The following is a 26,157-nucleotide window of genomic DNA, read 5'->3' as shown; positions in this document are numbered from 1 at the left end:
CCCCCCCCCCCCACTCCCGGCCGGCCCGCCCCCCTCCCGGGCCCCCCCGCCCCTCTGCGATCGATCCTCACCACCGATACCTAAGCCCAGCCAGCACCGTCCGGCGGTTGCCGAACTGGCAGTAGTAGCCCGACGAGCAGCTCGAATAATAATCCTTGTCGAACAGGTTATTGACGTTGAGCGTCAGCGACGTGCCCTTCAGGCTCGGCGCAAGATTCGCGAGGTCGTATTTCAACGCCGCATCCACCACCGTATAGGCCGGCGTGCGCAGCGTGTTGGCGTCGTCGCCGTAGCTCGCGCCGACGTGGCGGATGCCGCCGCCGAAGGTCAGGCCGGTGACCGGACCGGACTGAAACGTGTAGTTCGCCCACAGCGAGCCGAAGTAATCCGGCACGGCCTGCGGCCGGTTTCCGATAATTGACGTGGTCGTTGACCGCGCCACGCGAGTGTCGAGGAAGGTCAAGGCGCCGACCAATTCGAGGCCGTCGGTGACGTTGCCGCGGGCTTCGAACTCCACCCCCTTCGAGCGAACCTCGCCCTGCTGCACGTTGAAGCCCGGCACGGTCGATGGGGTCAGCACGTTCTGCTGGCGGATGTCGAACACCGATGCGGTGAACAGGATCGGCAGGAAGGTCGGCTGATACTTGATGCCGCCTTCGTATTGCTCGGCCGTGGTCGGGATGAACGCTTGCCCGTTGGCCCCGACGCCGGTCACCGGCTCGAACGAGGTCGAATAGCTGACATAGGGGGCGACGCCGCTGTCGAACAAATACAGCAGGCCGGCCCGATAAGTGGTCTTGTCGTCCGACTGGCTCGAGCGTGAACTGGCAAGCCGGCTCTCGGTGGTCTGCTCGGCCCAGTCGTGGCGGACGCCGAGCGTGGCGCGCCAGCCGCCCAGGCTGATCTGATCCTGCGCATACAGCCCGGTCTGCGACAGGGTCTGGCCGCTGTCGATCAGCGAGGCGAGCGGACCGACCGGCTGACTATACAGCGGATTGACGACGTCCAGCGACGTCGCGGCGCCGAGCTGATAGACCCAGTTGCTGCGCGTGTTCTGATGATCGACGCCGGTGATGATCTTGTGCTGCAGGGCGCCGGTGGCGAGATCGAACTGCACCCGGTTGTCGGTCGACAGGCCGCCGACATCCTCGATCGAACGCAGCGCCCAGCGCGGGATCGTGCCGGTGGCGGTGAGCGGCCCGCTCATCTGCAGCGACCTGAAGTCGATGTCGACGTGCGAATAGCGCAAACTCGATTTGACGCTGACGACGTCGTTGAGGCGTTTGTCGAACTGATAGCCGATGCCGTACTGCTCACGCTCGAACGAGTCGAAACCGGGATCGCCGACGTTGAGCCTCGAGTTCAGATACGGCCTGTACTGCAGCGGCGCCAGCGATGTCGGATACAGCGAATTGAAATAGCCGCCCTTCGGGTCCTTCTGATAGTAGCTCTGGACGGTGAGACGCGTGTCCATGTCGGGCGCCCAGGTCAGGGCCGGCGCGACGGCGAAGCGCTGCTCGTCGACATTGTCGTAGCGCGTGCCGGAGGAGCGGCCGATCGCGCTCAGGCTGTACAGCCAGTGACCGTCCTTATCGAGCGCACCCTGACTGGTGATTCCGGACTGGATGCGACCGTAGGTGCCGCCCTCGACGCGGACTTCGTTGTAAGGCACCGCGCTCGGCATCCGGCTGATCTGATTGACGAGGCCGCCCGGGCTGGTCTGCCCGTACAGCACCGCGGACGGTCCCTTGAGGACCTCGACGCGGTCGAGCAGGAACGGATCGATCGCCGTGTTGGCGAAGGCCTGGCCGCGCGGCAATTTCAGGCCGTCGAGGAAACTGACGTAGTTGGTCGCAGTGCCGAACGCGCCGAAGCCGCGGATGAAGACGCTGTCATAGCGCGCATTGGTGTCGGCATCCGACAGCACGCCCGCGCTGTAGCGCAGCGCGTTGGCCACCGTCTGAACGTTCTGGTCGTCCATCTGGCGCCGGGTGATGGTCGAGATCGACTGCGGCGTTTCCAGCACCGGCGTGTCGGTCTTGGTGGCGGTCGCCGTGGTCCGGGCGACGTAGCGGTCCGAGGTATTCGTCGCACCGACCGGCCGCGCCGCTGGCTTCGGCTGTTCGGGCGCCTGCGTGCGTGCCCGCACGGTGCGCTGAACCGCGGGGCGGACGGCGGGGCGCGCCGCACGGCGTTCGGAGGGCTGCACGGTGACCGGCGGCAGCGCCACCGCGGCTTCGCGCGCGGTCTGCGCCAGCGCTTCGGTGCCGCCACTCAGCGACAACGCAACGGCAACGCCCACCACGATGTTGTTCTCACGTCCCATCCGATACCCCCAGATACCTCGCCTTCAGCGGCGGGCGGGAAATAAACGGGACGGGACCGTCCTGTCCAGATAGATTGCCAAGCGATCGCAAATCTGGGATTGGAATTGCTCGAAACACCTGCGTCGCCGCCGCGACGATCAAGGACACGCATGCCCACTCTGACGACCACTTCCAAGGGCGGACGCCCGCGCAAAGGCGATGTCGAAGCCAAGTCCCTTCACATCATCGAGACAGCGTCACGGCTGTTCGCGCAGCAGGGCTTCGCCGCAACCTCGGTCGAGCAAGTCGTGGCCGCGTGCGGCGTCGGCAAGGACACCGTTTATCGACGCTTTCCGTCGAAGCTCGCCTTATTCGAAGGCGTGGTCGAGCATGCCCGCATCAAGACCCAGGCGCATTTCCAGACCACGATGGCGACGCAGACGGGCGACGCGCTCACGCAGTTGCGCGCAGCGGCGCGCTGGCTGCTCACCGTCAATCTCGATCCGACCCTGATCGCGTTCAAGCGGATCGCCTTCAGCGAGGCGCTGGTGGTCGGACAGTCCGTCGCGGGCCGGTCCGACGATCCGATCATGGACCGCCTGCTGGCGCTGATCGGCGAGGCGCAGAGCGCGGGCGAGATCGCTCCGGGCGACGTTCGATTCCTCGCGATGCAGCTGTTGAACTGCATCGCGGTGGGGCCGATGATCGACGCCATGCTGGGCGGGACGAGCTATGCATCGACCCGCGCCCAAACCGCCTATTTCGACAAGGCGTGGAAGCTTTTCCTCGACGGTGCGCGGCGGTAACGCGCGGGCCGAGGGCGGCGATCAGGCCGACTTGATGTAGTCGTGCAGCGCCTTTTGCTCGTGTTCGTATTCGTTGAGCCGCCACTTTACGATGTCGCCGATCGAGATCAGCCCGACGACGCGGTCGCCGTCGAGCACCGGCAGGTGGCGGAATTTCGAGTTGGTCATCACTTCCATGATGCCGCCCACCGTGTCGGTCTGACTGCAGCTGACGACGTCCCGGGTCATCACCGTATGCACCGGCTGATCCAGCGCTGCGGGGCCGCGGTCGGCGATGACGCGCACGATATCGCGCTCCGACAGGATGCCGTCGAGCCGCGCGCCGCGCATCACCATCACGGCGCCGACGCGGCGCTCCGACAGCGTCTTCACCGCGGCCGACAGCCGCTCGTCCGGCTCGACGCTGTAGATGTAGCGACCCTTGGACTCCAGAATAGCCTGCACCGTCATTGTCGCCTCCCTGTTCGGCCACGCTCTCGGGGGCGCGGCACGTTGTTAGTTCGTAGGGTCAAGCACAGGGCCGCAGCGTGGTTCCAGCGGGCCCGGGACGCACGAACTGATCAGCAAAGGATATGCAGGAATGCGGCGAATCCGCGTTGGCGCGCGGGCGCCGCAGCAACGCCCGCAGCGCAGCGCAGCAATCGGCGACGACTCACCGATTAGTTCGGATCGGCCGTGACGGCCGGGCGGCGCGGCACCGGATCGAACAGCGAGAACAGCAGCAGGCCGGCGAAGAAGCCGCCGATATGCGCCTGCCAGGCGACGCTGGCGCCTTCGTTCCCGACCGCGATCGAGCCGATGCCGAAGATGATGTTGATGCCGAACCAGATGCCGAGAAATGCCAGCACCCGCGGATCGCGCAGCGCCCGAAGCAGCGGCTGCGCCGGCACCCGCGCGGCTGCCTCGGCGTCACCGCGGCGCAGCGACAGAAAACCACCGCGCGCAAAGGCGAAGCGGATCGCCGCCGCCATCGCGCCGGATACCGAGGCTGAGGCGCCGATCATCGGGGCGATCTCATGCTCGTGAGTGACGAGATGGGCGAGCGCGCCGCCGATCGCAGTGACCGCCATGAACAGGAAGAAGCGCGCCGCGCCGAACCGCCGCGCCACCGCGCTGCCGAACGGCAGCAGCCACAGCACGTTGAAAATGATGTGGCTGAGATTGGCGTGCAGCAGCGAATAGCTGACGAAGGTCCAGATTTTGGCGCCGGTGCCGCCGGGGAACGGCGCCGCCAGCAGCGTGGCGTCGTAGCGCTTCGGGATGAAGCCGAACACCTCGATGGTCCAGTATTCCAGATCCGGCGGCAGCAGCACCCGCAGATGGATGACCGCAAGCAGCGCCACATAGGCCGTCAGCGCGCCCGGCAGGTTCAGGATCGGCTCGCGCGGCGGCTCCAGTGGAGGCGGCAGCGGCTGCTGGGCGGGCTGGGATTCCAACGAGATGCGACCTGCTGCGGAAGGCCCGGCCGCAGCGCGGCCCGGACGGGATGTGATCCCTTAGAGCATTTCCCGATGGAGTGAAATGCAATCGGCCGGTGGCCCGCCGAAACGGCAAAGGGGATGCTCTGAGAAAGCACCCCCTCCGATCCTGCCGTGCGATCCGCTGCGGATGTCCGCGCGCCGCCGGTTTTGTTTTTCAGCCACCCTGCCCGCCTGCCCGGATGCCTGGAGCTCATCCGTGCCGAAGAACGAGCTCACAATAGCACCCCCGGCACCGCAGGAAAGCTCATAGTTAACTTAAGGTTAACGCTACAAAACAGGGGTTAACCGGGCCTGCCCCGGCTTCCGGCATGGACGCTGCAGAGCCTCTCCTGCAAAACAATTCAGGGGCCGCCGCCGCGCGGATACGGGACAGACTTGTCCCGCAGCGCGTTCGGTGTGGGCCAGGGACCGGTATGAAGCATCCGTCGAGTCGCGCCTATTTTGCGTATTGGGATCGCCAGCGCGGCACCGCGCTCGCGCCCGAGCGCGGTGCTATCGAACCGAGCGAGGTGCGCGAACTGCTCGGCGACATCTTCGTCCTGTCGTGCGACGCGGCGGCCGGCTACCCGTTCCGCGTGGCCGGAACCCGGCTGTGTGCGCTGTTCGGCCGAGACATGAAGAGCGTCAGCCTGCCTGCCCTGTTCGCCACCGAGAGCCGGAGTGAGTGTCAGGACATTCTCGGCGTCGTCGCCGAGGAAGCGCTGCCGCTGGTTGCCGGCGTCACCGGGACGTTGCGCGGCGGACCACCGGCGCATCTGGAGATGCTGCTGTTGCCGTTCGCTCCGCGGCTGCACACGCCCCTCAGCATGACCGGATCGCTGGCCGTGGTCGGCCCTCGGATCGACAGTCCGCTCGGGGAATTGCGACTGACCGCCTGGCGAACGTTGGGCCGCCCGTCGCGACGGCTGCGGCCGCGGATCCTGCGCAAATGGGAAGTCGCCCGCGGCCTGGTGGTCTATGAGGGGCTGCGCTGAACGCTGAATTCCGGCGCCCTCCGCGGTGGCACCCCGATCCACGGGGACGCCAGCGGGCGCGCCAATCCATCGGCGACGTGACATTCGCACGAGCGGCGGGCCAGCGCGTCGGGATCGATGATCGCCATCCGACCACGGCTGTAACGGATCGCCCCCTTCTGCTGCAACGCGTGGGCGATCAGCGAGATGGTGTTGCGCTTTACGCCGAGCATCTGCGCCATCAGATCCTGGCTCAGCAGCATGGTGTCGCTGCCGCTCAGGGCGCGCGACTGCAGCAGGCGGCGGCACAGCCGCTGCTCCGCCGAATGCGCCGCGTTGCAGGCGGCGGTTTGTTCGGCCCTGACCGATCGCATCCATAGATCGCGCATCACCGCGGCCCGCAGCGCGGTGCTGATGTCCATCAGGTTGCGGAACTGGCCGGCTTCGATCACCGACGCGGTCCCGGGGAAGCGCACGATGGCGGCCGATGGCGACACCACATCGTACACCGCAGCGCCGCTGCCGACCACGCCGCCGCGGCCGATCACGCCGGTTTCGATCAACTCGCCGCGCCGCAGAATTTCCAGTGTCGAGACGATGCCACCATGCGGAAACACGACCTGTTTCACTGGCGCGCCGGCTTCGATCAGCGCCTGACCGAAGTTCAACTCGATCGTGCGAAGATGCGGCCGCAGGGTATCAAAATCATGCGACGGCAGCTCGGCCAACAGGTCGTTCAGCGATCGACGGCTTGTCAGCATGACACCCACCCCGGCAAAGCCGAATGCGGTGCGACGACGCGCTCCCGCAGGGATTTCGACTGCCGCGGGCTGTCAGTTCGGGACCGCGGCGCCGGCAACTATTCGTGCCGTGGCCCGACAAGTCCACTTCGTACAACTACTCGCAATATGAAGCCGACTCCGTCAGCTCGCTTTAGCCAGTCCGTCCCCGGCCGGCGGCGCAAGATGTTGCAGCAGCCTGGGATGGTCATGTGGGCCGTTAGCATCCTCGGCAACCATGATGCAGCCTATCAGAGCCGTGAGCACGCGCAGTTCCTCTTCGGCGTCGGGGAGCGTCTCCCGGCCGTCGCGCAAAGTGGCAAGGCGGTTGGTGATGGTGGCCATCGTGGTTCTCCTGGATAGAGTGTGCAGTAAAGCACGCCGCAATGGGAGGATTGATCTTGCGCAAGTTTGAAAAAAGAACGTGTTTGATCGCCGTCGTCAAACTGGCGCGGCTGACCGCTCGGCCTGCAACGCCGCCGTAGGCCGCATCGCAGACTGTGTAGCATCCGCACGAACCCTGAAATAGGCCATCGCTATCAAGGGTTTGTAGACTTACGCGGGGGTATCGCACGGGCCATGCCCGGCGTAGCGCGATCGCGGCCAGCGAAACGCTGTTGCGCCGCACCAAAAAGATCCGAGAGAGAGCCTCCTGCTTGAGTGGAAGTTGGGCGCTGCCGGCCAGATCGCGCAGCATAGGAGCCGACGGCTCGGCCGCGCTACGATCGGGTGCGCTGCATCATAAGCCGCGTTCAGTTCGGCGGCGCCGAATTGCCGCCAAGTCCAGCGCGTCAGCGCCGCGTCGGAGCGCCTCGTTCTGCCGCCACGCGCTGCGGAGAATATCGCGCTCGATCACCGAAGCTGCCCCCGGATAGCGCACGATCGTCGCCGCATGCGCACGTCAGCCTGCACGGCTGAGATTCTGATCGCCGCATCCCTGCCCTCCATGCCGGCGCCGATGGCTTCGTCGGCCTCGAGGCAGCGCAGCAAAGACATGACGCAGCCATGCGGAAACCAGATCCGCCAGTGAGGCGCACCGGCTATGACCATCACTAAGCCGGTGGCGAGATCGACAGTGGTCGGATGCGGGCACAGCAACTCGAACAAACCGGGCGGCAACTCGCTGAGACACTCGTTCTGCGACTGCCGGGATGAAGCCATTGTCGGGCGTCCCTGACGCGTAGGACGAGAAGCGAGCGTAGTACAAACTAATCGCCGCCATGCCGATCGACTCCCTCGCAAGATCCACGGGACGGTGCGCCGGCTTCGACAACGTTCGGGACGACCACCATCATGCAACGCGGAGTGGCAAGGACACGCGCAGGAGTACAAACGCGCGACATCACCGATCGCTAACGAGGCGTTAACCCTGAGCACCCTAGGGTTGTAGATATTGCACTCCGGCGAACAGCGGAAATCCGTGGCGTTGCATAAACCAATCCATCTGCCGGCAGCGGCCGAGCGCCGCCGATTCCAGCGCGTCAAAGTGCACCTGCTGGGCCGCTACATGCTGCCGGATCGCCGGGAATATCCGTGCCAGGTGATCAACATGTCACCCGGCGGCCTGGCGATGCTGGCGCCCGGAATCGGCAATGTCGGCGACCGCGTCGTCGCCTATCTCGATCATATCGGCCGTGTCGAAGGCAAAATCACCCGTATCATCGACAACGGCTTCGCCATGACGGTGGGCGCGACGCCGCGCAAGCGCGACAAGCTGGCTGCGCAGCTCACCTGGCTGGCCAATCGCGACATCCTCAACCTGCCGGAAGACCGCCGCCACGATCGTATCGTGCCGCGCAATCCGATTGCCGTGCTCACCCTGGAAGACGGCAGCCGGATGAACTGCCGGATCATCGACATGTCGCGCTCCGGCGCAGCGATCGCAGCCGAAAACCGCCCACCGATGGGTTCGCTGGTGTATCTCGGCCGCGTCCAGTCCCGCGTCGTCCGCCCCCTCGACGACGGCTTCGCGCTGGAGTTCATCCACGAGCAACTCGAAGACACGCTCGAGGATAGCGTTACTGCCCGGTGAACGGCTGACGCCTCCGGGCCGCTCGATCTCCCCCTCTTCCGCCTGCCCCGCAGCGCCTTTGCGGCTGTCTTCCGGCCTCCAGACGGTCCGGGCGATGGTTAACGCACGCAACGACCGGATCGATTAGCCCCTGCGCAGCAATCGGTTGCGGCTTAATCGGTGGCATTTGAATCAAATCGAATTGCATCAAATTTTATACAAATTCGATTCAAGTATAGATCGAATACGCGCCAGTTTTTACGAGTATTCGCATCGACTTTACTTAGTTGATTTAGCGGCCCTGCAAATCGTTTGTGCAAAACATGGTCCCAACAAGAAACGGGGGCCACAATGTTTGGTAGCAGGGGATTTCGGACGGGACTACTCATCGCCGCAGCCATCACCGCAATGACCGCGACGACACAGGCAGCCGAGAAGGTTCGCTACGCCAGCATCGGTGATACGACGCGCGCGCCGATCGGCTGGATCGAATTCTGCGCAGATAATCCGATCGACTGCCGCGGCAGCCGCACGCAAGCGCGCGACATCGTCCTGACGCAGACCGCGTGGCGCGACCTGCTGAAGGTCAATCGCTGGGTCAACGACACGATCAAGCCGCTGACCGACATGGACCATTGGGGCATGGTCGAGAAGTGGTCGCTGCCGGCCGATGGCTACGGCGATTGCGAGGACTACGTGTTGTTGAAGCGCAAGATGCTGATCGATGCCGGATGGCCGCGTGAGGCGCTGCTGATCACCGTGGTCCGCGACAAGAAGAACGAAGGTCACGCGGTGCTGACAGTGAAGACCGACAAGGGCGAATTCATCCTCGACAATCAGAACGAGGAAGTCGTCGCCTGGACAGAGACCGGCTATCGCTTCGTCAAGCGGCAGTCGCAGACCGACGCGAACGAATGGGTTGCTCTCGGAGACAATCGCCCGGCCGTCGCCACCGCCAGCGCACAGCAGCGCTGATCCAGTCAACGAGCAACAGCTCACGCAAAACAGGACTCACGATCCGGTCGAATCCCCACCCCTCCCCGTCCCAGATCGGATCGTGCGCGGCCAGCCTCCCCCAAGGCTGGCCGCAACTTTTTGGGGGCAGCATGCAGAGCCTGCTCAAACCGACCTTTGTCGGAAATGCGCCAGCTTCTTCGCGCGATTTCCTCTCCACCCGTCATGCCCGGCCTTGTGCCGGGCATCCACGTCTTGCTGACGGAAACGCATGAAAGGCGTGGATGGCCGGGACAAGCCCGGCCATGACGGACTTTGTGAGCTTATTGAGCGATCCAGAAAGTCGCTGAGAATTCTGTTCGAATTTTGAGTCGGGCTCTCAGGATGAGGAGCCAGTGCAAAGTAGGAACTGGCTGCATCGCTGCCGGACGCACGCCCGCCGAGAACAGGTCTCGCGCGCCTGCTGCGACGCACCTGAACCTCAACGTTCGAGGCCCAGCGCGCTTAGTTGTCTTCCGCCACGCGCTGCATCGCGATCTTGGTGCGGCGCTTGAGCATTTCGAGCTTGGCCTTGACGTCGTTCAGCGCAGCGGCGTCGAAGTCGCTGAAGATGTAGGCGTGCAGGGCTTCCCAGCGCGGCGTCAGTTCCGCCATCTTGGTCTGCGCTGTGTCCGACAGCGACATCAGCACCACGCGCGCGTCGACCGGCGACGTCACCCGCGTAATCAGGCCGAGGCGCTCGAGGATCTTGGTTTGCGTCGTCACGAAGGTGGATACGGCGTGGATCTTGTCCGAGACTTCCCCGACCGATACCCCGTTGCCCTTGTCGAGATCGCTGATCGCCATCAGGATCAGCCATTGCGAGCCGCTGATGCCGAACAGCTTGGCCCACGATCGGCGCATGTCTTCGAGATTGTTGCTGATCGAAACGAAATCCCAGATCACCTGATACGACAAGCAATGATCCGGACGCGCGGTCGCATCGCCGAGATCGACCCCGGCTCGTTCGATCTTCTGCGCGTTGTGCCTTGTCGGCATTCTGTTGACCTCCGATCGCGCCGTTTCCCCAATGCCGCGCCGAGCATCGATTCGCCCTGTTAAAGAAGGGTGGAATGTATTTTTGATAAGCTATTCTGCCCGCTCGGCCGCGACCAAAGTATACTCTCGTTGCATAACAATGTAGCGCGTTCTCAACCGTCACGCCACCTTCACACATGGTAAAATCCTAAATCTGCTTGTGATTCAGGGAATTATGCCACGGCTGTTAACGCCCTTAGTGGAATTTGGCCGCATTGGTACACTGATCACCTGTGACAGATCCGTGACACAGTGTTGCACCCTCGCCACAAGTTCCTCCAATGAACGAACCTCACATTGTTAGGTCCTTCCAATAGCTAATTTTGTTATGTATCGAATCTCCGACCGACGGAGGGGGGCACCTCGAAGTCGTCCCCGCTCGACGAGCGCCCCGCAGACATGCCGGCGCTCCGAAGGTGGTTCGCGGGCAGACCGTGCGGCGATCTTTGAAGCCAACGGCCTTGCCCAAACGGCAAACTTGGAGGTTTCAAATGAATTTCGTTAAGGGCCTGATGCTGGGCAGCACGGCCGTTCTGATGGCGACCAGCGCGCAAGCCGCCGACCTGCCGCTCAAGGCGAAGGCCGTCGAATACGTCAAGGTCTGCTCGCTCTACGGCGCGGGCTTCTACTACGTCCCGGGCACCGACACCTGCATCAAGCTCGGCGGCTACGTTCGCGCCGAGTACGGCCACAACACCTCGAGCATGACCAACTCGCCGGCCTGGAACGGCAACTCGGGCCAGCAGAACCGTCTCGCGAACAGCACGATGTATCGTACGCGCGCGGACCTGAACATCGACACCCGCACCGCCACCGAATACGGCGTGGTCCGCACCTATTTCGACTCGGTGTTCACCTGGACCACCGGCAGCGACTCCGTCGCAGGCGGCAATGTCGGCGTGTACTTCGCCTTCGTGCAGTTCGCCGGCTTCACCTTCGGTAAGGCCGTGTCGCAGTTCTCCACGCCGTGGAACGGCGCGCCCGGCAACATCACCTCGAACCTGCTCGGCGGCGACGATACGTCGACCGGCATCAACCAGGTTTCGTATACGGCGGAATTCGGCAACGGCATCTCGGGCTCGGTCTCGCTCGAAGACCAGAGCGGCTATCGCCAGTCGCAGGGTGTCTCCAGCGTGTTCAACACGTCGGGTCTCGGCGGCACCAACACCGCGGCCACCTGGCTGTCGGGCGCCGGCGTCGGCACTAGCTACGTCGCGGGCACGCAGATCCCCGACATCGTCGGCAAGATTCGCGTCGACCAGGCCTGGGGCCTGTTCCAGGTGTCGGCTGCGGCCCACCAGATTCGCGCCAGCTACTACAATCCGACGCTCGAGACCAGCGGCCACCCCGAAGACAAGTGGGGCTTTGCGGTGCTCGCTGGCCTGTCGCTCAAGAACCTGCCGACCGGCCCCGGCGACAGCATCAACCTCGACGCGACCTATGCTGATGGTGCGATCCGCTACGTGATCGGCGGCACCAGCCCGAACGCGTTCTCGATGTACGGCAACAACGCGATCCCGGGCGCCTATCAGTCGATCGCGATCGGTTCGGCGGTTGACGGCGTGTTCACCACCGGCGGCGGCATCGAAACCACCAAGGCCTGGGGCATCCGCGGCGCGTTCAACCACAACTGGAACCCGCAGTGGGCGACCTCGATCTTCGGCGCCTACTCGTCGGTCGACTTCGGCGGCGCCGGTGGCGCGCTCTACACCGCTGGCCTGCGCGCTGCGGTCGGTGGCGCGGCTTCGAACTTCGCCGGCAACCCGAACTTCAACATCGCGCAGATCGGCACCCGCACCTCGTGGACGCCGGTCAAGAACCTGACGTTCTCGGGCGAACTGCTCTACACCCGTCTCGATCAGAACTACGAAGGCGTGACCGGCCCGGCCGTGAGCCCGGGCTCGACCAAGCCGACCGCGCGTTATCAGTTCAAGGACCAGGACACCTGGAGCGGCGCCGTCCGCGTCCAGCGCACTTTCTAAACAACAACGAAAGGACCCATGTAGACCTCCAGGAACCTCCGGCGATGCCCCGCCGGAGGTTTTCCTGATTCGGGAGATGACATGGGTCAGGCTTGTTGCGGGTCTGCCCCGCAATCAGTCGACACGACTTTTTCAATAGAGCTGACGTCTTCGCCGACGGGCACACAATCGGCGTCGACGTCTCTTCGTTTCTGATGGTCTCAGCACTGGTGCTCTGAAGCACTGAATCCGGCTCACGGTAACGAGCCACGGTATGTCTTGAACCATGGACCGCCGATGGTGCGGCCCTCCTTCGAACGGTCGGCCGGCTATGCGGCCAACGCAATCAGCGACGACTTCCACCAAACCAAATGCTCGCCCTTGCGCCGGGCCTCAGCGGCATGAGCTGTCACGACGCCACACGTGGAGCCGTGATCCTGAGGCACCCGCAGGCCGCGCTATGCGCGGCGCTGCGGGCCTCGAAGGATGAGCCGCAAGCGTCTTGAGTTCATCCCTTGGCCGCATCCTTCGAGGCGCGCTACGCGCGCACTTCAGGATGACGACTCGGCACTCGAGCGGACGCGTCGCTTCAATCACTCGATGAAGCGCGCTAGCCGGCCTTACCGGCCTTAATAGCAGACCTCGACACGCCGCAGCCGCCAGCCATAGGGCGTCCAGACGCGTTGGGTGCGCAGGTAGCAGCCGTCGTCGTAGCCGACCGCGGCGGGATAGCCGTAGCCATAGCCGTTGTAGTAGCCCGGATAGCCTCCGTAGCCGCCCCATGCGTAAGGTGCCGCGAGGCCGAGGCCGACGCCGAGACCGACTGCACCCCAACCCGGTCCGCGCCAGCCGCCGCCATGCCAACCGCCACCATGCCAACCACCGCCGTGCCAGCCGCCGCCGTGGAAGCCGCCACCTCGGAAGCCAGCCCCCCGGAAGCCACCACCGAACCCACCGCCATGGAAGCCGCCCCCGCCGTGGAAGCCACCTCCGCCAAAGCCGCCGCGGGCGGATGCGACGCTGGGCATGGCCAGCGCCGTCAGCGCTGCGACCGAGAGAGCCATGATTGCCTTACGAACCATCTTGCAACTCCATTCCGAACGACCTCGCCCCGGCGCTAACATGCGCTCTCCTGTCGCAGTTTGTTCGGCAACAGGTGCTTTTCGGTTTTCAAATCTGCGCGATTGGGCGGGCGTCGCCCGGGGCGGAACGATTTGGCCGGGCGACGGCTTGTGCTCGCAGGAGATCGATCGATGCGGAAGCTGCTCGGGTTTGACGAAGACACGTTCGACAAGCTCAAGCAGCTCGGCCGTGACCGCATGGCGACGCTGCAGGAGCTTGCCGACGAAGCGTTCGCCGATCTGCTCAAGAAGCACGGCGTGCCGATTGATCTCAAGGATGCGCTCAAGAAGAGCGCCAAGGCCGCGAAGCGCCCGGCGCCAGCCGAGCAGCGCGGCAAACACTGAAAGGACGACCGATGGCTGACGACCCGTTCGAACTCGGCGAGCGTGCCGCACGTGAGAATATCCCTGCCGAGGCAAATCCCTTCGCAGAGGGCACCGAGGATTTTGCCCTATGGGCCGCCGGCCACGAGCGCGTCGCGACCGCGGTGGAAGCCAGCGAGTCGGAAGGATAGTCGGCGGCGCTGCGGTCAAGCGCCGCCAAATCGAGGGGATCGGCTGTTCAGCCGATCTTCTTCAAGCCCTTGGCGTAGCGCTGGCCGTTGGCAACGTAGAAGGACGCGCCCATCAGCATGCCCTTCGCCTGCTCGGGCGTGAGCGTCCGCACCGCCTTGGCGGGGGCGCCGAGAATCAGCGAATTCTCCGGAAACGTCTTGCCCTCGGTGATGACCGCGCCGGCACCGACGACGCATCCGCTCGAAAGCTTGGCGCCGTTCATCACGATCGATCCCATGCCGACCAGCACGTTGTCGGCGATGCTGCAGCCGTGCAGGATGACGTTGTGGCCGATCGTGCAATTCTTGCCGACGGTGAGCGGAAAGCCGGGGTCGGTGTGACAGGTCGAACCGTCCTGCACGTTGGAGCCCTCGCCGATCTCGATCCACTCGTTATCGCCGCGTAGCACGGCGCCGAACCAGACGCTGGCGGAGGGATGCAGCCGCACCTTGCCGATCACTGACGCGGTCTCGGCGATGAAGTAGTTTCCATCCTGCGGAAGATCAGGCGTGTTGCCGTCCAGCTCGTAGATCGCCATTTCGGTCTCCTGTTGCGGGGCCAGTCATGGCAACGCCCAGTGCCCAAGGCAATTCTTTTTGATGCCGGATGAATTCAGGCGATGACGCCGACGGCGTGCAGCCCCATCAGCAGCACGGTGCCGGACATCATGCTCCAGGTGCCGGCCAGCACCGTCGCGAGCATCACGAATTCCGTGCGGCGGCGGGGCTTCTCGGGCAGACGCGGGCCGAGCAGCGTGTTGCGCATGATGATGAACGGCGCGGCAAACATCAGGAACGGGATCGCAGCAAAGCTCTGCGCCACGACGCCCTGCTGCAACAGGCCAAATCCGGCAGGCCGTCGCACCATCGCCTGATAGCCGCTCGCCAGCGCCCCGGCGACGGCGAAGCCGATCAGCAGCGAGAACAGATTGTTGAACGCATCCGGCGACATCGGCACGACCTCGCAACTCCGCAGCCACCTTGATGTCGCAAAAAGTCGGAGCGATCGCCAGCGCATCGTTAAGTTTGGGTTAACGCGACCGTGCGAGGGATAGCGTCCGCTCCGCAGTTCGTGCTGCGGCGCGACATCGGTCTCATCGCTTCGGGTTCTGATCTGCAATGCGTTCGGTTTCGTCAGCGTCCCGCCTTCGACCCGCTCCCGCGGTGCGGCGAGGCTATCGTGTGCCGGTTGCCCTGGGCAGCACAATCGCGTTCCTCTCGATTGCCGTCGTGGTCTATCTGCTGTGGCCGACCTGGCGCGCCCAGGCCGTCGGCGATCCGGACCGAACGCCGGTCAGCGTCGGCGATACGCTGTTCAACGTGCCGACCAAGGCGTTTCGGGTGAAATTCCAGCGCCATTCCGGGCCGCAGGAGCGCGTCGACCTCAACTTCGTTTATCCGTCGCTGGCGCCGCCGGAAAAGCCGAAGCGCGCCACGCCCGAGGACGTCGAGGAGTTTCATCCGATCGATCGCATCTTCGTGTCGATCGCGGCGCATCACGATGCGCTGGCGCCGGAGACCCGGCTGCGCACGATCCTGCCGCGCTATTTGGCGCCATCCCCCGCTCAGGTCGAGGACGGACTCAGCATTCGGCCGTTCGTCGAGGCCTCGCCCTACAGCACCGAAGATCTGATCACCGCCGAGCAGCCGCAGCTCGCAGCCCGCTGCACGCGCGACCGGCAGACGCCGGGCATGTGTATCAGCGAGCGCCGCATCGACGGCGCCGACCTCACCTTCCGGTTTCCCCGCCAATGGCTGAAAGACTGGCGCGACGTCGCAACCGCGATCGATCGCCTCACCGCACAGCTCCACGCCGTGCGCGGGTAGCGGCGATCAATCCGTCTTCTCTGACTAACCGCCCGTGCGTCGAGAGATAGTCCACACTGAGATCGCCACACGTCATGCCCGGGCTCGTCCCGGGCATCCACGTCTTACGGCGTCAGACGCGGCACAGACGTGGATGCCCGGGACGAGCCCGGCCATGACGAGTTGTTAGTCGATGGGAAACAAGAAGCGCCGCCTGGCTGTCAGCTCAGCAACGAGCGGCCGAGGCCGATCTCACACGTCGGCGAGATCGTCTTCGAGGATCGCCATCTGGAACTGGAACGAGCGATCGTCGTCCTCGTCGTCGACGAACAGCACGCCGACGAATTCCTCGCCGATATACACTTCGGCCGAATCGTCCTTCTTGGGCCGCGGCACCACGCGGATCTTCTGATTGCCGAATACCTTCTTCAGATAGGCATCGAGCTTTCTGACTTCCTGAACGTCCACGGTGATCTCCAATTCTAAATGAGGTCCAAGGCTGGCAGCGCTGCAGACACCTGGGTCCGAGATACAGCTGCGAGCAGGGCCGCCGTCAGTACGGGGTCAGGGCGCTCGCCGCAACCCCTCGTGTCCAATTGCAAACCGCAATCGCGGCGCGATCACAGTCCGATCGCGTTGAGCATTTGATCCATGGTGCGCGACGGCTCGGCGCAGCCCGCCTCACCTACGACTTTGGCCGGAACGCCTGCGACCGTCATGTTGTGCGGCACCGTCTTCAGCACCACCGAGCCGGCGGCGATGCGAGCGCAGTGGCCGACTTCGATATTGCCGAGGATCTTGGCGCCGGCGCCGATCATGACGCCGCGGCGAATCTTGGGATGCCGATCCTCGTGCTCCTTGCCGGTGCCGCCGAGGGTCACGCCGTGCAGGATCGAAACGTCGTCCTCGATCACCGCGGTCTCGCCGACCACGAGGCCGGTGGCGTGGTCCAGGAAGATGCCGCGGCCGATCTTTGCTGCCGGATTGATGTCGGTCTGGAACACCGCCGAGGCGCGGCTCTGCAGGTACAGCGCGAAATCCTTGCGGCCCTTGAGATGCAGCCAATGCGCCAGACGATGCGCCTGAATAGCGTGGAAGCCCTTGAAGTACAGCAGCGGATCGATGAACCGCGAGGTCGCCGGGTCGCGATCGAACACCGCCACCATGTCGGCGCGGAACGCGTTGCCCATGTCGGGCTCGTCGCGCAGCGCGTCTTCGAAAGTCTGGCGGATCAGATCGCTCGACAGCGCCGAGTGGTCGAGCCGCGACGCGACCCGATGCACCACCGCGTCTTCGAGCCGGTCATGATGCAGCACGCTGGCGTAGATGAACGAGGCGAGCTCTGGCTCGCGCCGGACCACATCTTCCGCCTCGGTGCGCACCCGCTCCCAGATCGGATCGAGGGTCGTCAGTGTCGCATTCTGTGGATTGACCTGATGCATCGCCATGCCGGCTCTCTCGATCTCATCTGTTCCGCTCACTATAGCACGCCGACGGCGAACCTGTCGCGGCTGAGGAACGCCGTCGGGAGGCCATCGCTAAACATGCTAACCCATTGATCATGAGCGGCTTTCACGGAACCGGACGATATCGCCTCGCGAGCCCGCGAACTTTGAGGTAGGGAGCGCAGGCACGAGGTCAAGCCGGGCCGCGCGTCAATCACGGCCGCCGCGCCAGGAACGCGACCACGCCTTCCTTGTAGACACGATCGCCGACCGCCCGCATGTGATCGCGGCGCGGGATGTCCAGCACCTCGGAGCCGGGAATGATGCCGCTGAGTTCGTGCGCCGAGCCGGCGACGTCGTCGTCGGTGCCCACCGCGATCAGCACCGGCACGGTGATCGCCGCCGCATCCTCCTGGCTCATCAATCCGCGCGACCCGCGCATGCAGGCCGCGAGCGCGGCGTGATCGGACCGGGTCTGATCGGCGAACGCACGAAACGTCCGCCCGACCGGGTCGGAGACGTCGTCGAGCGACGGCGCCAGCAGCGCTTGCGCGACGTTCTCGCCGGGGCGGCCTTCGTTGCTGAGCAGCCCCATGCCGAGGCCGCCGAGCACGACCGAGCGCACGCGCTGCGGCTGCCAGCGCGCCAGATTGGCGCTGATCCGCGCACCCATCGAATAGCCCATCAGATCGGCGCGCGGAATCTCCAGATGGTCCATCAGGGCCGCGACATCGCCCGCCATCTTGGCAAGCTCGTACTCCGCGGGATCGTACAGCTTGGCCGACTCGCCATGGCCGCGATTGTCGAGCGCGATGACGCGGCGCCCGGCACGCTTCAATTCCGACAGCCAGGACGGATACACCCAGTTGACGTTCTTGTTCGACGCGAAGCCGTGGACCAGCACGATCGGCTCACCCTCGCCGTCGTCAAAATACGCGATATCGATTCCGCCGTGATCGAAGCTCGGCATTGATTGTCCGGATGTTGTGAGCGGGAGGGTTGTTAGTCGAGGAAGACTGCGAAGTAAAAACTCAGGTCAGACCCCAGGAGGCGAACAGCTTCGCGTTCGAACTTGAACGGACTTCTACGTCATTGCGAGCAGAAGGCGAAGCAATCCAGACCCATGCGCACCCTGTGTTGAAAGATGGATTGCTTCGTCGCTTCGCTCCCCGCAATGACGATTGTGAGGCAAACAGCGCATTTTTTCCGCTTCAAGCCTTTCGCTGGCTAGGACGGGGCCGCGAGGCCACCCACCGCGCCGGCACGGACCCGCTCGGCTTGGGCGCGTTTCGCCTCGGCGAGCATTCGCCGCGCGCGGCGGGCCTTGCCGCGGTCGATCCAGCTTTGCGTCATGCGTTCGACGCCGGATTTCAGCGAGGCGACGAGGCCGAACAAGGTCATCAGCGCACCGAAGATCCACCAGGCGAAATTCCACGCGCCGGTGGTGAGCAGCAGCGCGCCGCGGCCAAGGATCTTGAGGAAGGCACGGGTCTGGCTGCCCTTCGATTCGGCGAGCCGCGCCGCGCGGGCGACGTCCTTGGGGCTCTGGGAAATTTTCAGCGTATCGAGCGCGCCGCGGGTGCCGGCCTTTTCGCCGACCCGGCCGACATCCTTGGCGAGCCGCATCAGCCCGCCCGCCTTCTCGGTCCGGAACGCAGCTTTGACGGCGGTTACCGTCTTGTCGGGCCGAACCGCGGTTCCATCTGCCACCGCGCGGCGCAGCGCCGGGGTATCGACCACCTCGCGGGCTGAACGGCTGGCCCACATGGCCAGCCCCTCGCCCAGCCGACCGACCTTGCGGGCGTCCTTCACCAACGTCAGCCCGGCGCGAACCGGCGTGGCGCCGCCGACCGTCACATAGGTGGCGGCGGTGATGGCGATGCCCGCGGCGGCCAGGCCGAGCACCAGCCGGTCCGCCTCCGCGCCGGTCGCCAGATTGCTGCCCTCGCGCACGACGTCGCGGATGTCGCCGAACACGAACAGGTCGCCCGCCATGGTGCCGGACAGGCTGGCGCCGTCCTCGGCCTTGCCGGTGATCAGGCCGGTCGCGAACCTGGTGGCGACTCCGGTCGCCGAGCGCTCGGCTACGACGGTTTGGGCGACTTGCTGCTTGAGGTCCTCGGGCAGCGTGACGTTCCGGCTGGCGGCAAGCTGCACCAGGCTATCCGCAAGCTCTGGATCATGGGCATCGAGCGCCTCGCGGGTATGCCGCTCGATCAGTCCGGGGTCGCGCTGTAATGCCGCCCCGAGCTGCAGTTCCGCCAGTTGCGCGGGGTCGTCCTGTGCGGCAAGAAACGTCGCAGCACGATGGGCGTGCGGCCACGTCAGCACCAGCGCAACCGCGCAGAGTGCGATGCCGGCCTTTGCAATTCCCAGCTTCAGACCCATGACGTTTCGACCCTCATCTGTCGCATGTGGGGGTGTCACAGCTTGGACACAACCGATCCGACCAAAGAAGGGCTTCTCCAACATCATGAGATTGTGTCGAATTTCGACGGGCAAAGCCTGTCCGGGCGGTCTAGGAATCATGCAGCGACGCCGGTATGGTGCGCTGCACCGTGATGTGCCCTCTCCGTCGCGAGCAAAGGTGAGCTGAATGTCCGACCACGTGGTTCCACATTTCCAAAACGATGCCGGCGTTGCCATGATCGAGATCGGCTCGAAGGAATTCATGTGCGTCGGCGCCAACCCGCCGTTCGACCATCCGCACGTGTTCCTCGATCTCGGCAACGACAACGAAATCATCTGCCCGTATTGCTCGACGCTGTATCGCTACGCGCCGGATCTCGCGCCCGGTCAGGCCCGGCCGCCGGAATGCGTGCTGAAGGACAAGGTCGCCTGATCCAGCGGTGACGACCGGCCGCACCATCGTCGTTGCTGGTGCGGGAATCGGCGGACTGACGGCTTCGCTCGCGCTTGCGGCGAAAGGCTTTCGCGTCATCGTGCTCGAAAAGGCCGAACGGTTGGCGGAGGCCGGCGCCGGCCTGCAACTCTCCCCGAATGCCAGCCGCGTGCTGGTCGATCTCGGCGTTGCCGATCAACTGGCACCGCGCGCGCTGATGCCCGATGCGGTGACCGTGATGAGCGCCCGCAGCGGCCGCGCGCTGGTGCGGCTGCCGCTCGGCGCGCAGGCCGCGGCGCGCGCCGGTGCGCCGTATTGGGTGATCCACCGTGGCGATCTGCAGGGCGCGCTCATCGCGCGCGTCCGCGACGAGCCGGCCATCGAGCTGCGGCTCGGCTGCGCGGTCGAGACCTACGCCAGCCAGACCCACGGCATCACCGTCGTATATCGCCACCAAAGCGAGCGCTGCGAGACGCAGGCGCTGGCGCTGATCGGCGCCGACGGCATCTGGTCCGCGGTGCGTGGGCAACTGTTTCCGCAGACGCAGCCGCGGTTCAGTGGACTGATCGCCTGGCGCGGCACCATCGACGCGCTGACGCTGCCGTACACCGAGCCGCTACGCGGCGTGCAGCTGTGGATGGGCCCCCACGCGCACCTGGTGGTGTATCCGATCTCCGGCGGGCGGCTGATCAACCTGGTCGCGATCATGCCCGACGATTGGCAGCGCGAGGGCTGGAGCGCACCGGGCGAACCGCGCGAGATCAGCGATCGCTTTGCCGCCGCCGGATGGGCCGCGCCTGCGCGGCGGCTGATCGATGCGGTCGATAGCTGGAAAAAATGGGCGCTGTTCACGATGCCCGAGGACGGCGCCTGGACCGCCGGCGCCACTGCCCTGCTCGGCGATGCCGCGCACGGCATGCTGCCCTTCGCAGCACAGGGCGCCGGCATGGCGATCGAGGATGCCGCAGTGCTGGCGCAGTGCCTCGGCGACAGCCATGGCAGTGGTGGGACGGGCGACGCGCTGTCCGTGCCCGCCGCGCTGCAGCGCTATGCCGAAGCCCGCCGCGCGCGGGTGGCACGGGTCCAGCGGCTCGCCCGCCAGAACGGCCAGATCTATCACCTCGCCGGCCCGATGGCGCTGGCACGCGACCTCGCCATGCAGGCGCTCGGCGGCGCGCGGCTGCTGGCGCGGCAAGCCTGGATCTACGACTGGAAGCTTTAGAGCGCGCGTTCGCTCAGCGGGCCGCACGGCCACGCGGCGACGGAGCCGGCGGCACGGCAGGCGCCGCTGCCGCGGCAGGCGCCTCGGTGCATTTGTTGTCGCGCCAGGTCTGTTCGGCCAGCCGCGACTGCGCCTTCACGTTGATGTAGTCGTTGCGATACGCCACTTCGGAGACGACCGAGCCGGCGACCCCGGTCTCCGCCTTGCGCATCAGCCCATTTAGCTCGGTAAGCCGCGCGTCGAGGCTTTTGCGTTCGGCCGCAAGCTGCTCGCAGCTGTACAGCTCGTAGCGCGCCGGATCGACGAATGCCTGCGACATCGCGCTGTCGCCGATCGCCGCGCAGCCGGACACCCCCGCCCCCGCCAGCAAGATGGCGCCGAGCATCGCAAAACGACAAAGCCTGAAAGAAACCGTCATGGGCCGCGTCTATAGACAGAAACCAAGCATTCGTAAAATCAGCATCGCATGTCCGCAGTGTGGCCGGCCCTGCCTTGGCGCGTCGAAAGCGCGGCGATAGGGTCCCTCGGGACACGCAAGGCCACAGCAGGACCGCCGCATGTCGACCCCACCGACGTTTTCCGCAGACAGCTTCGCCGACAAGGCCAGCGCGCACGCGATGTATGTCGGCGACCGGATCAACACCGTGGGCTTCGAGGAGCAGGCGTTGTCGTCGGTGCCGCTGGCGGTGCGCGCCGGCGCCGGCGTTGCGGTGCTGTTCCGCTACGGCGTCGTGGTGTCGATCGGCCTGAGCGCAACAGAGGAAGCCGCCTTCCTCGACCGCCTGAAGCCGCGAATCGGCGGCCCGTTCGGCGCCATCGACGACGAGACCGCTGCCTTCCAGCTCGACGGTGACGATCAGGTCGCGGCGGGCGGCCCGATCCAGCTGCGGCAGATGTCGCTGGAGCGCCTGCTGATCATCGCCGACGTGCTGGCCAAAAGCGTCGTGCTGGCGCACGACGAACGCGAAGTCGCCAAGGTGTTCGAAGTCATCGAGCCGTTCGCCCGCGAACTCGCCGAGCACGGCCACACCAGGCGCAGCCGGCCGGCGATGATGAAGCTGATCGGCCACGCACTGCTGGTGCAGCACCGCGTCTCCGGCCGGGTCGCCATCACCGAAAAGCCCGACGCGCTGTGGGAGCGCCCCGACCTCGAGCGACTCTACGCGCGCCTCGAGGACGAATACGAACTGAAGGAGCGCGTCGACACGCTTAACCGCAAGCTCGCCGTCGTCGCCGAAACCGCCTCCACCCTCGCCGACATCATCGATACCCGCCGCGCACTGCGCCTCGAACTGATCGTGGTCCTGCTGATCGCATTCGAAGTGGTCATCGCCGTGGTTCAGATCGCGATGGGGCGCCCGCATTGAGCGGGGCGCGCTGTGGCTTTGCAAAGTTTGCAATGCCGTGCGGTCCAACAATCATCGCAATCGATCTCCTCTGCCGATCGGCAATCGCATGGGATCAACGGAAATGTCGGGCTTGAAAGACCCGCTGCGCGGCCGTTCGTGCGGCGCGCCCGCGCCATCGACCGCGCCATCGCGAGCCGCGACGTGCCGGCGCTGGCGGTCGTCCCGATCTTCCGCGAAAAAGCGCCGTTCCCGAAGAATGGCTGCGCTTCCACGAAGGCGTCCGCGCCGGCTATTTCTATCTCTAAAACAACTTCAGCACCGACAATTTCCGCGAGGCGCTGCCGATCACCAATTCGCGCTGGATTTACGCCATGCGCAATGTGCATCTCAAACACTGGCTCGATGAAACCATGACGCGCTCGGCCGCCCTTCCACGGTAGCTCGGCCTGCTCTGTCTCGATCATTACTGTTCGCGTTCGCCGCCCGATCTGCCAACCAAGGTCCAGCTGGGACGCGAGCCCCCCGCGCCTCGCGACAGCACCTGGCCCCGCCGAGAACGCCATCAACGCGGAGGAGGACAGGTCGATCTTGCGGCTGTTGGAGCGGTGTTCGGGAGACGAGGGCGCAGCGAAATAAAGAGGGGGACACCGCTCACTACCTTCGAATGGTGTTCCATCGAGACATACTAATCGTCTTCGTTTGAAACGATATCATCGATATACTTGAATGCGAATCACCCGCCACTTCAGCCTAGAGTTACTTCATGCCCAAGAGATTAACTGCTGAAGATTTGATCGCGATGTCCCCGAACAAACGCGCGATTCTCTACGAAAATGCGAGAAGAAAATTTGAGAACGGAGGAAAAGAGATTATCGAACTGATCGACTCGCTCGGCCTCTCGCTAAGTTCAGGGCAAATGAAATCAGATGACCCAACTTTCACAAAAATGGAGGAAATCATCTGGTCTAAAGAAGGCAAGGAGGCCGCACTGATAGCTACAGCGAAGGGCCTTCCCGCTCTCGCAGGAACTGAGCCCCTGCTGGTAGCCGCCTTAGGCGAAAGGTACATGCCGCATGACGGAGGGACCTTGAATGCAGGGTTTGTCCAAGCAGCGGTTATGAGACATCTTGGCTTCACTGATGACAAAGAAGGCAGGATGCCGGTAGGCTCAGTTGCCAAGACTGCAATGAGATGGAAGAAAACTACAACGTGACACGTTGACTTTGAGAGCGCTTTGGTGCGGACGGCGGGGGTCGAACCCGCACGACGTTGCCATCGAGGGATTTTAAGTCCCTTGCGTCTACCAGTTTCGCCACGTCCGCATAAAGATAGTTCTCTGCCTAATCGTTCAAGGGCCCTCTGTTACGACGCATCCTCTTGTTGGGCAACCGCTTCGTCTGCGACCGAATCTTCCTGCTCGATCTCGGAAACCCCGGTCAAATATTTCTCATACGTCTTTTTTAGGTACCGGAGAGAGCTCTCTTTATCGACGTTTGCTTGAAGATGCTCTTGAACAAACTTCATCCTCGACTTGCATTCCGCAAGAACTTCGGCCCAGGTTTTTACCCAGACCTCTATGCTGCCGTCTTCAGACTGGAAGACCTGCCCCCGTGCTTTTCCCTTCTGCCTCGTCTCGACACGGGCGAATGCGTCGAGGTCGTTGGAGAGAACCCAGAAGCTCCACCGGGTTTTCAGGTGACGGAATCTCTCGTCGTGGGCAACAGTGAAAGCATACTTCTTAACCTGCGTGATCTCATCGGCACCGACTTTCACTGACGGCCTCTTGAGTTCGACCACCAGATGCTCGCGCTCGTCCGCGTGATTCTGCGGCACAGATCTGGATAACATGAGATCGACTATGCCGACCTTCCCATCAATCCTCTTGACAGGCTGATCAATCATCGTGTCATCACCAATAAGCTTGCGATGCTTGCGTAGGACCTCAGACAAAGATTGATCATCAACAGTAAGGTTGAATTCTTCGCCGAAGATCCAGGTATTGTTCTCGGCAATCATGCGATGGAGTTGGCTTCGCTCCTTCAGCAATTTCTTGCTGTCAGGATCAAAAAGCAATGTTTCAAGGCCATAGACGAATTTGAGACGGTCGGCCACCAGCTTCGACGCGCTGATTACGTTTGCGAGATCAGCCTCTTCGAGAAGTTTGGATAGCTCCTTCTGCGTCCTTTCTGGCAAATCGAGCACCTCTGTTAAGATGTGCTGGAGTTCATCAGGCCCCCGTTCGATCGCCTGCCTCAGCATCCGCAACTGGAATGCCTTGGTACGCCTGCTCTGCTCCCCAAAATCTTGCAGGTGCTTGTTCACGTTCAGAGCGACTATATCGAATACCTGCCGCTCCGCCTTTTCTACGGTTGTCAAAGGTTCGAAACGATAGGGATAGATTTCCTCGGCCTTCCACTGATCGATCTCCGACTGCGCGGCCTCGACCTCCTTGGTTTTGAAGAACGCCTTTATGACCTCCGAGGCCTCGTCGTAAGCCGCCTGCAATGGGAAGTTCATCTCCGCAAGGTCGAGAAGGCCCTGCTCTTGGAGTGCTCCGATGAATGTGGACTTCAGATAGGCTGAGAATTGGAAGCCTGGCGTGTGAAACTTCGGCGTAAGGCGCTGGAAGGGAAACCCTTCGGGACCGCATAGAAAAAACCACCTCTCCGACGCGGCCGTCCATTGTATAACTTCGACCTCTGCCGGGTACTCCTTGCCATCATCTGTGATCGGCGACAGCGGGAATTTCTCACGGCTGGCGATCGCCTTTGACGGATCGAGGCGTTCTCCTTCGATGAATATTCCCACGTCTGCATAGTCGGTCAGATAGAGGGCGAAGATCTCGGACAACGATTGGACTGCGTACTGAGGATCAAGGGACCGGTAGACCCTGTCGAGTTCGGTGATCCGGACCTCGACACCCGTCTTTAAACGTTGCTCGACCTCCACTGGGTCAGTAACTCGCACGTCAACTAAATCATCCCTGATGACCGTGATTTTGTAGCCATATAGCTTTCCGCTATCACGGAAGCGGATAGTCCAGTCCGCAACTCGACCGAGCGCCAGCGCCTTGAAGCGCCCCTTTCCCTCCTTGCCATGCAGGATGCGCCCCTTCGACTTAGACCGTGAACCGTGCGCCTTCCATGAGCCACCTAGCTTCCCGAATACGGCCTCCACCTCAGAATGCGGTATGCCATGTCCGTTGTCCCGGATCGTCACCGAGCGCATAGCGATGTCGTCGGAGTCGATCTCCAAATCTACCCGCGTGGCGTCGGCGTCAACGGCATTCCAGATTAGCTCAGCCACGGCCTGAATGGGCTTCGCGCTGGCCAGCTTCCTTATGTGGTCTCGTTCCACCCGAACTCTGTAATGCGCATCCGACATCTTGCCCCCGAACTATTCCTAGGCCCTATCATTGAAAAAACGAAGAACGTACTCAATTGCAATCCGGAAACCTCGTCAGCGATTCAGCTCGAGCGAAGGTAGCCGC

At 63.9% G+C, this 26,157-nt stretch carries 29 protein-coding genes and 1 tRNA gene; 12 read left to right on the top strand and 18 right to left on the bottom strand.

Going from position 1 to position 26,157, the window contains the following annotated elements:
- Nucleotides 1-67 precede the first annotated feature (67 nt).
- A complete protein-coding gene (locus LPW26_RS19230; protein WP_238737195.1) occupies nt 68-2,326 on the bottom strand; it encodes a TonB-dependent siderophore receptor in 2,259 nt (752 codons plus the stop codon).
- A 150-nt stretch (nt 2,327-2,476) separates the two neighbouring features.
- Between LPW26_RS19230 and LPW26_RS19225 the strand changes: the two genes are divergently transcribed.
- Nucleotides 2,477-3,112 (top strand): TetR/AcrR family transcriptional regulator, encoded by a 636-nt coding sequence (locus LPW26_RS19225; protein WP_238737194.1) that lies wholly within the window; start codon nt 2,477-2,479, stop codon nt 3,110-3,112.
- A 21-nt stretch (nt 3,113-3,133) separates the two neighbouring features.
- Here LPW26_RS19225 and LPW26_RS19220 read toward each other — a convergent pair whose 3' ends face one another.
- Nucleotides 3,134-3,562, bottom strand: coding sequence for a CBS domain-containing protein (locus LPW26_RS19220; RefSeq protein ID WP_238737193.1), 429 nt, complete (start codon nt 3,560-3,562; stop codon nt 3,134-3,136).
- A 209-nt stretch (nt 3,563-3,771) separates the two neighbouring features.
- Nucleotides 3,772-4,554, bottom strand: coding sequence for a rhomboid family intramembrane serine protease (locus LPW26_RS19215; RefSeq protein ID WP_406677911.1), 783 nt, complete (start codon nt 4,552-4,554; stop codon nt 3,772-3,774).
- Nucleotides 4,555-5,006: 452 nt separating this feature from the next.
- Here LPW26_RS19215 and LPW26_RS19210 point away from each other — a divergent pair, with 452 nt between their 5' ends.
- A complete protein-coding gene (locus LPW26_RS19210; protein ID WP_238737191.1) occupies nt 5,007-5,567 on the top strand; it encodes a PAS domain-containing protein in 561 nt (186 codons plus the stop codon).
- On the opposite strand, the gene LPW26_RS19205 is transcribed toward LPW26_RS19210, so the two are convergent.
- The 3 genes from LPW26_RS19205 to LPW26_RS19195 form a co-directional block, all read right to left on the bottom strand.
- Complete coding sequence (locus tag LPW26_RS19205) at nt 5,549-6,307, bottom strand: Crp/Fnr family transcriptional regulator (protein ID WP_238737189.1); 759 nt, start codon at nt 6,305-6,307, stop codon at nt 5,549-5,551. The genes LPW26_RS19210 and LPW26_RS19205 overlap by 19 nt on opposite strands.
- A 162-nt stretch (nt 6,308-6,469) precedes the next feature.
- Nucleotides 6,470-6,670: a hypothetical protein gene (locus LPW26_RS19200; protein WP_238737187.1), complete on the bottom strand. Its 201-nt coding sequence runs from the start codon at nt 6,668-6,670 to the stop codon at nt 6,470-6,472.
- A 507-nt stretch (nt 6,671-7,177) separates the two neighbouring features.
- Nucleotides 7,178-7,486, bottom strand: a complete 309-nt coding sequence (locus LPW26_RS19195) for a hypothetical protein (RefSeq protein ID WP_238737185.1) — start codon at nt 7,484-7,486, stop codon at nt 7,178-7,180.
- A 265-nt stretch (nt 7,487-7,751) separates the two neighbouring features.
- Between LPW26_RS19195 and LPW26_RS19190 the strand changes: the two genes are divergently transcribed.
- Nucleotides 7,752-8,357 (top strand): PilZ domain-containing protein, encoded by a 606-nt coding sequence (locus tag LPW26_RS19190; protein ID WP_249785274.1) that lies wholly within the window; start codon nt 7,752-7,754, stop codon nt 8,355-8,357.
- A 330-nt stretch (nt 8,358-8,687) separates the two neighbouring features.
- The gene (locus LPW26_RS19185) at nt 8,688-9,311 is read left to right on the top strand and encodes a transglutaminase-like cysteine peptidase (RefSeq protein WP_238737182.1); all 624 of its coding nucleotides are present in this window, start codon (nt 8,688-8,690) and stop codon (nt 9,309-9,311) included.
- Nucleotides 9,312-9,794: 483 nt separating this feature from the next.
- Here LPW26_RS19185 and LPW26_RS19180 read toward each other — a convergent pair whose 3' ends face one another.
- On the bottom strand, nt 9,795-10,328 hold the full coding sequence (locus LPW26_RS19180) for a MarR family winged helix-turn-helix transcriptional regulator (protein WP_238737180.1): 534 nt from the start codon (nt 10,326-10,328) through the stop codon (nt 9,795-9,797).
- A 530-nt stretch (nt 10,329-10,858) separates the two neighbouring features.
- Between LPW26_RS19180 and LPW26_RS19175 the strand changes: the two genes are divergently transcribed.
- Nucleotides 10,859-12,349, top strand: a complete 1,491-nt coding sequence (locus LPW26_RS19175) for a porin (RefSeq protein WP_238737179.1) — start codon at nt 10,859-10,861, stop codon at nt 12,347-12,349.
- A 608-nt stretch (nt 12,350-12,957) separates the two neighbouring features.
- On the opposite strand, the gene LPW26_RS19170 is transcribed toward LPW26_RS19175, so the two are convergent.
- Nucleotides 12,958-13,410, bottom strand: a complete 453-nt coding sequence (locus LPW26_RS19170; RefSeq protein ID WP_238737177.1) for a hypothetical protein — start codon at nt 13,408-13,410, stop codon at nt 12,958-12,960.
- Between the two features lie 171 nt (nt 13,411-13,581).
- Here LPW26_RS19170 and LPW26_RS19165 point away from each other — a divergent pair, with 171 nt between their 5' ends.
- Together LPW26_RS19165 and LPW26_RS19160 are read left to right on the top strand one after the other, a co-directional pair.
- Entirely contained in the window at nt 13,582-13,794 is a 213-nt protein-coding gene (locus tag LPW26_RS19165) for a hypothetical protein (RefSeq protein ID WP_238737175.1), read from the top strand.
- Nucleotides 13,795-13,805: 11 nt separating this feature from the next.
- Nucleotides 13,806-13,964 (top strand): hypothetical protein, encoded by a 159-nt coding sequence (locus LPW26_RS19160; protein ID WP_238737174.1) that lies wholly within the window; start codon nt 13,806-13,808, stop codon nt 13,962-13,964.
- Nucleotides 13,965-14,011: 47 nt separating this feature from the next.
- Here the strand turns inward: LPW26_RS19160 and LPW26_RS19155 are convergent, their stop codons facing one another.
- Nucleotides 14,012-14,542: a gamma carbonic anhydrase family protein gene (locus LPW26_RS19155; RefSeq protein WP_238737173.1), complete on the bottom strand. Its 531-nt coding sequence runs from the start codon at nt 14,540-14,542 to the stop codon at nt 14,012-14,014.
- A gap of 74 nt (nt 14,543-14,616) precedes the next feature.
- Nucleotides 14,617-14,955 carry a DUF6949 family protein gene (locus tag LPW26_RS19150; RefSeq protein ID WP_238737196.1) on the bottom strand — a complete coding sequence of 113 codons (339 nt, stop codon included), beginning with the start codon at nt 14,953-14,955 and terminating at the stop codon, nt 14,617-14,619.
- Between the two features lie 167 nt (nt 14,956-15,122).
- Here LPW26_RS19150 and LPW26_RS19145 point away from each other — a divergent pair, with 167 nt between their 5' ends.
- Nucleotides 15,123-15,830, top strand: a complete 708-nt coding sequence (locus LPW26_RS19145; protein ID WP_238737172.1) for a hypothetical protein — start codon at nt 15,123-15,125, stop codon at nt 15,828-15,830.
- A gap of 231 nt (nt 15,831-16,061) precedes the next feature.
- Here the strand turns inward: LPW26_RS19145 and LPW26_RS19140 are convergent, their stop codons facing one another.
- From LPW26_RS19140 to LPW26_RS19125, 4 genes are all read right to left on the bottom strand, one after another.
- Nucleotides 16,062-16,277 carry a DUF3126 family protein gene (locus LPW26_RS19140; protein ID WP_119858697.1) on the bottom strand — a complete coding sequence of 72 codons (216 nt, stop codon included), beginning with the start codon at nt 16,275-16,277 and terminating at the stop codon, nt 16,062-16,064.
- A gap of 152 nt (nt 16,278-16,429) precedes the next feature.
- Nucleotides 16,430-17,257: a serine O-acetyltransferase gene (gene cysE, locus LPW26_RS19135; protein WP_238737171.1), complete on the bottom strand. Its 828-nt coding sequence runs from the start codon at nt 17,255-17,257 to the stop codon at nt 16,430-16,432.
- 211 nt (nt 17,258-17,468) lie between these two features.
- Nucleotides 17,469-18,224 (bottom strand): alpha/beta fold hydrolase, encoded by a 756-nt coding sequence (locus tag LPW26_RS19130; protein WP_238737170.1) that lies wholly within the window; start codon nt 18,222-18,224, stop codon nt 17,469-17,471.
- 257 nt (nt 18,225-18,481) lie between these two features.
- Complete coding sequence (locus LPW26_RS19125) at nt 18,482-19,642, bottom strand: hypothetical protein (protein ID WP_238737169.1); 1,161 nt, start codon at nt 19,640-19,642, stop codon at nt 18,482-18,484.
- A gap of 208 nt (nt 19,643-19,850) precedes the next feature.
- Here LPW26_RS19125 and LPW26_RS19120 point away from each other — a divergent pair, with 208 nt between their 5' ends.
- Together LPW26_RS19120 and LPW26_RS19115 are read left to right on the top strand one after the other, a co-directional pair.
- Nucleotides 19,851-20,096, top strand: coding sequence for a zinc-finger domain-containing protein (locus tag LPW26_RS19120; RefSeq protein WP_054165255.1), 246 nt, complete (start codon nt 19,851-19,853; stop codon nt 20,094-20,096).
- A 7-nt stretch (nt 20,097-20,103) separates the two neighbouring features.
- The gene (locus LPW26_RS19115) at nt 20,104-21,318 is read left to right on the top strand and encodes an FAD-dependent monooxygenase (RefSeq protein ID WP_238737168.1); all 1,215 of its coding nucleotides are present in this window, start codon (nt 20,104-20,106) and stop codon (nt 21,316-21,318) included.
- Nucleotides 21,319-21,331: 13 nt separating this feature from the next.
- Here LPW26_RS19115 and LPW26_RS19110 read toward each other — a convergent pair whose 3' ends face one another.
- Entirely contained in the window at nt 21,332-21,736 is a 405-nt protein-coding gene (locus tag LPW26_RS19110) for a twin-arginine translocation pathway signal (RefSeq protein ID WP_238737167.1), read from the bottom strand.
- A gap of 139 nt (nt 21,737-21,875) precedes the next feature.
- On the opposite strand from LPW26_RS19110, the gene LPW26_RS19105 reads away from it, so the two are divergent.
- Nucleotides 21,876-22,685, top strand: coding sequence for an RMD1 family protein (locus LPW26_RS19105; RefSeq protein ID WP_238737165.1), 810 nt, complete (start codon nt 21,876-21,878; stop codon nt 22,683-22,685).
- Here the strand turns inward: LPW26_RS19105 and LPW26_RS19100 are convergent.
- Nucleotides 22,658-23,131, bottom strand: a complete 474-nt coding sequence (locus LPW26_RS19100) for a hypothetical protein (RefSeq protein ID WP_238737163.1) — start codon at nt 23,129-23,131, stop codon at nt 22,658-22,660. The genes LPW26_RS19105 and LPW26_RS19100 overlap by 28 nt on opposite strands.
- 299 nt (nt 23,132-23,430) lie before the next feature.
- Between LPW26_RS19100 and LPW26_RS19095 the strand changes: the two genes are divergently transcribed.
- Nucleotides 23,431-23,880: a hypothetical protein gene (locus tag LPW26_RS19095; protein WP_238737162.1), complete on the top strand. Its 450-nt coding sequence runs from the start codon at nt 23,431-23,433 to the stop codon at nt 23,878-23,880.
- A 22-nt stretch (nt 23,881-23,902) separates the two neighbouring features.
- On the opposite strand, the gene LPW26_RS19090 is transcribed toward LPW26_RS19095, so the two are convergent.
- Both LPW26_RS19090 and LPW26_RS19085 read right to left on the bottom strand, forming a co-directional pair.
- A tRNA-Leu gene (locus LPW26_RS19090) sits at nt 23,903-23,989 on the bottom strand.
- 40 nt (nt 23,990-24,029) lie between these two features.
- Complete coding sequence (locus LPW26_RS19085; RefSeq protein ID WP_238737161.1) at nt 24,030-26,024, bottom strand: ATP-binding protein; 1,995 nt, start codon at nt 26,022-26,024, stop codon at nt 24,030-24,032.
- Between the last annotated feature and the right edge of the window lie 133 nt (nt 26,025-26,157).

Origin of the sequence: Rhodopseudomonas infernalis (assembly GCF_022271405.1) — a bacterium.
GTDB lineage: Bacteria > Pseudomonadota > Alphaproteobacteria > Rhizobiales > Xanthobacteraceae > Rhodopseudomonas > Rhodopseudomonas infernalis.
This window is presented reverse-complemented; position numbering and strand designations above follow the sequence as displayed.

Coding starts and splice junctions, on each gene's coding strand:
- LPW26_RS19150 (WP_238737196.1), bottom strand. CDS start 14,955: ATGTCGCCGGATGCGTTCAACAATCTGTTCTCGCTGCTGATCGGCTTC.
- LPW26_RS19205 (WP_238737189.1), bottom strand. CDS start 6,307: ATGCTGACAAGCCGTCGATCGCTGAACGACCTGTTGGCCGAGCTGCCG.
- LPW26_RS19105 (WP_238737165.1), top strand. CDS start 21,876: ATGTCGACCCCACCGACGTTTTCCGCAGACAGCTTCGCCGACAAGGCC.
- cysE (WP_238737171.1), bottom strand. CDS start 17,257: ATGGCGATGCATCAGGTCAATCCACAGAATGCGACACTGACGACCCTC.
- LPW26_RS19130 (WP_238737170.1), bottom strand. CDS start 18,224: ATGCCGAGCTTCGATCACGGCGGAATCGATATCGCGTATTTTGACGAC.
- LPW26_RS19145 (WP_238737172.1), top strand. CDS start 15,123: ATGCGTTCGGTTTCGTCAGCGTCCCGCCTTCGACCCGCTCCCGCGGTG.
- LPW26_RS19165 (WP_238737175.1), top strand. CDS start 13,582: ATGCGGAAGCTGCTCGGGTTTGACGAAGACACGTTCGACAAGCTCAAG.
- LPW26_RS19095 (WP_238737162.1), top strand. CDS start 23,431: ATGCCCAAGAGATTAACTGCTGAAGATTTGATCGCGATGTCCCCGAAC.
- LPW26_RS19185 (WP_238737182.1), top strand. CDS start 8,688: ATGTTTGGTAGCAGGGGATTTCGGACGGGACTACTCATCGCCGCAGCC.
- LPW26_RS19210 (WP_238737191.1), top strand. CDS start 5,007: ATGAAGCATCCGTCGAGTCGCGCCTATTTTGCGTATTGGGATCGCCAG.
- LPW26_RS19120 (WP_054165255.1), top strand. CDS start 19,851: ATGTCCGACCACGTGGTTCCACATTTCCAAAACGATGCCGGCGTTGCC.
- LPW26_RS19110 (WP_238737167.1), bottom strand. CDS start 21,736: ATGACGGTTTCTTTCAGGCTTTGTCGTTTTGCGATGCTCGGCGCCATC.
- LPW26_RS19200 (WP_238737187.1), bottom strand. CDS start 6,670: ATGGCCACCATCACCAACCGCCTTGCCACTTTGCGCGACGGCCGGGAG.
- LPW26_RS19195 (WP_238737185.1), bottom strand. CDS start 7,486: ATGGCTTCATCCCGGCAGTCGCAGAACGAGTGTCTCAGCGAGTTGCCG.
- LPW26_RS19100 (WP_238737163.1), bottom strand. CDS start 23,131: ATGATCGAGACAGAGCAGGCCGAGCTACCGTGGAAGGGCGGCCGAGCG.
- LPW26_RS19175 (WP_238737179.1), top strand. CDS start 10,859: ATGAATTTCGTTAAGGGCCTGATGCTGGGCAGCACGGCCGTTCTGATG.
- LPW26_RS19180 (WP_238737180.1), bottom strand. CDS start 10,328: ATGCCGACAAGGCACAACGCGCAGAAGATCGAACGAGCCGGGGTCGAT.
- LPW26_RS19230 (WP_238737195.1), bottom strand. CDS start 2,326: ATGGGACGTGAGAACAACATCGTGGTGGGCGTTGCCGTTGCGTTGTCG.
- LPW26_RS19220 (WP_238737193.1), bottom strand. CDS start 3,562: ATGACGGTGCAGGCTATTCTGGAGTCCAAGGGTCGCTACATCTACAGC.
- LPW26_RS19160 (WP_238737174.1), top strand. CDS start 13,806: ATGGCTGACGACCCGTTCGAACTCGGCGAGCGTGCCGCACGTGAGAAT.
- LPW26_RS19155 (WP_238737173.1), bottom strand. CDS start 14,542: ATGGCGATCTACGAGCTGGACGGCAACACGCCTGATCTTCCGCAGGAT.
- LPW26_RS19225 (WP_238737194.1), top strand. CDS start 2,477: ATGCCCACTCTGACGACCACTTCCAAGGGCGGACGCCCGCGCAAAGGC.
- LPW26_RS19125 (WP_238737169.1), bottom strand. CDS start 19,642: ATGGGTCTGAAGCTGGGAATTGCAAAGGCCGGCATCGCACTCTGCGCG.
- LPW26_RS19170 (WP_238737177.1), bottom strand. CDS start 13,410: ATGGTTCGTAAGGCAATCATGGCTCTCTCGGTCGCAGCGCTGACGGCG.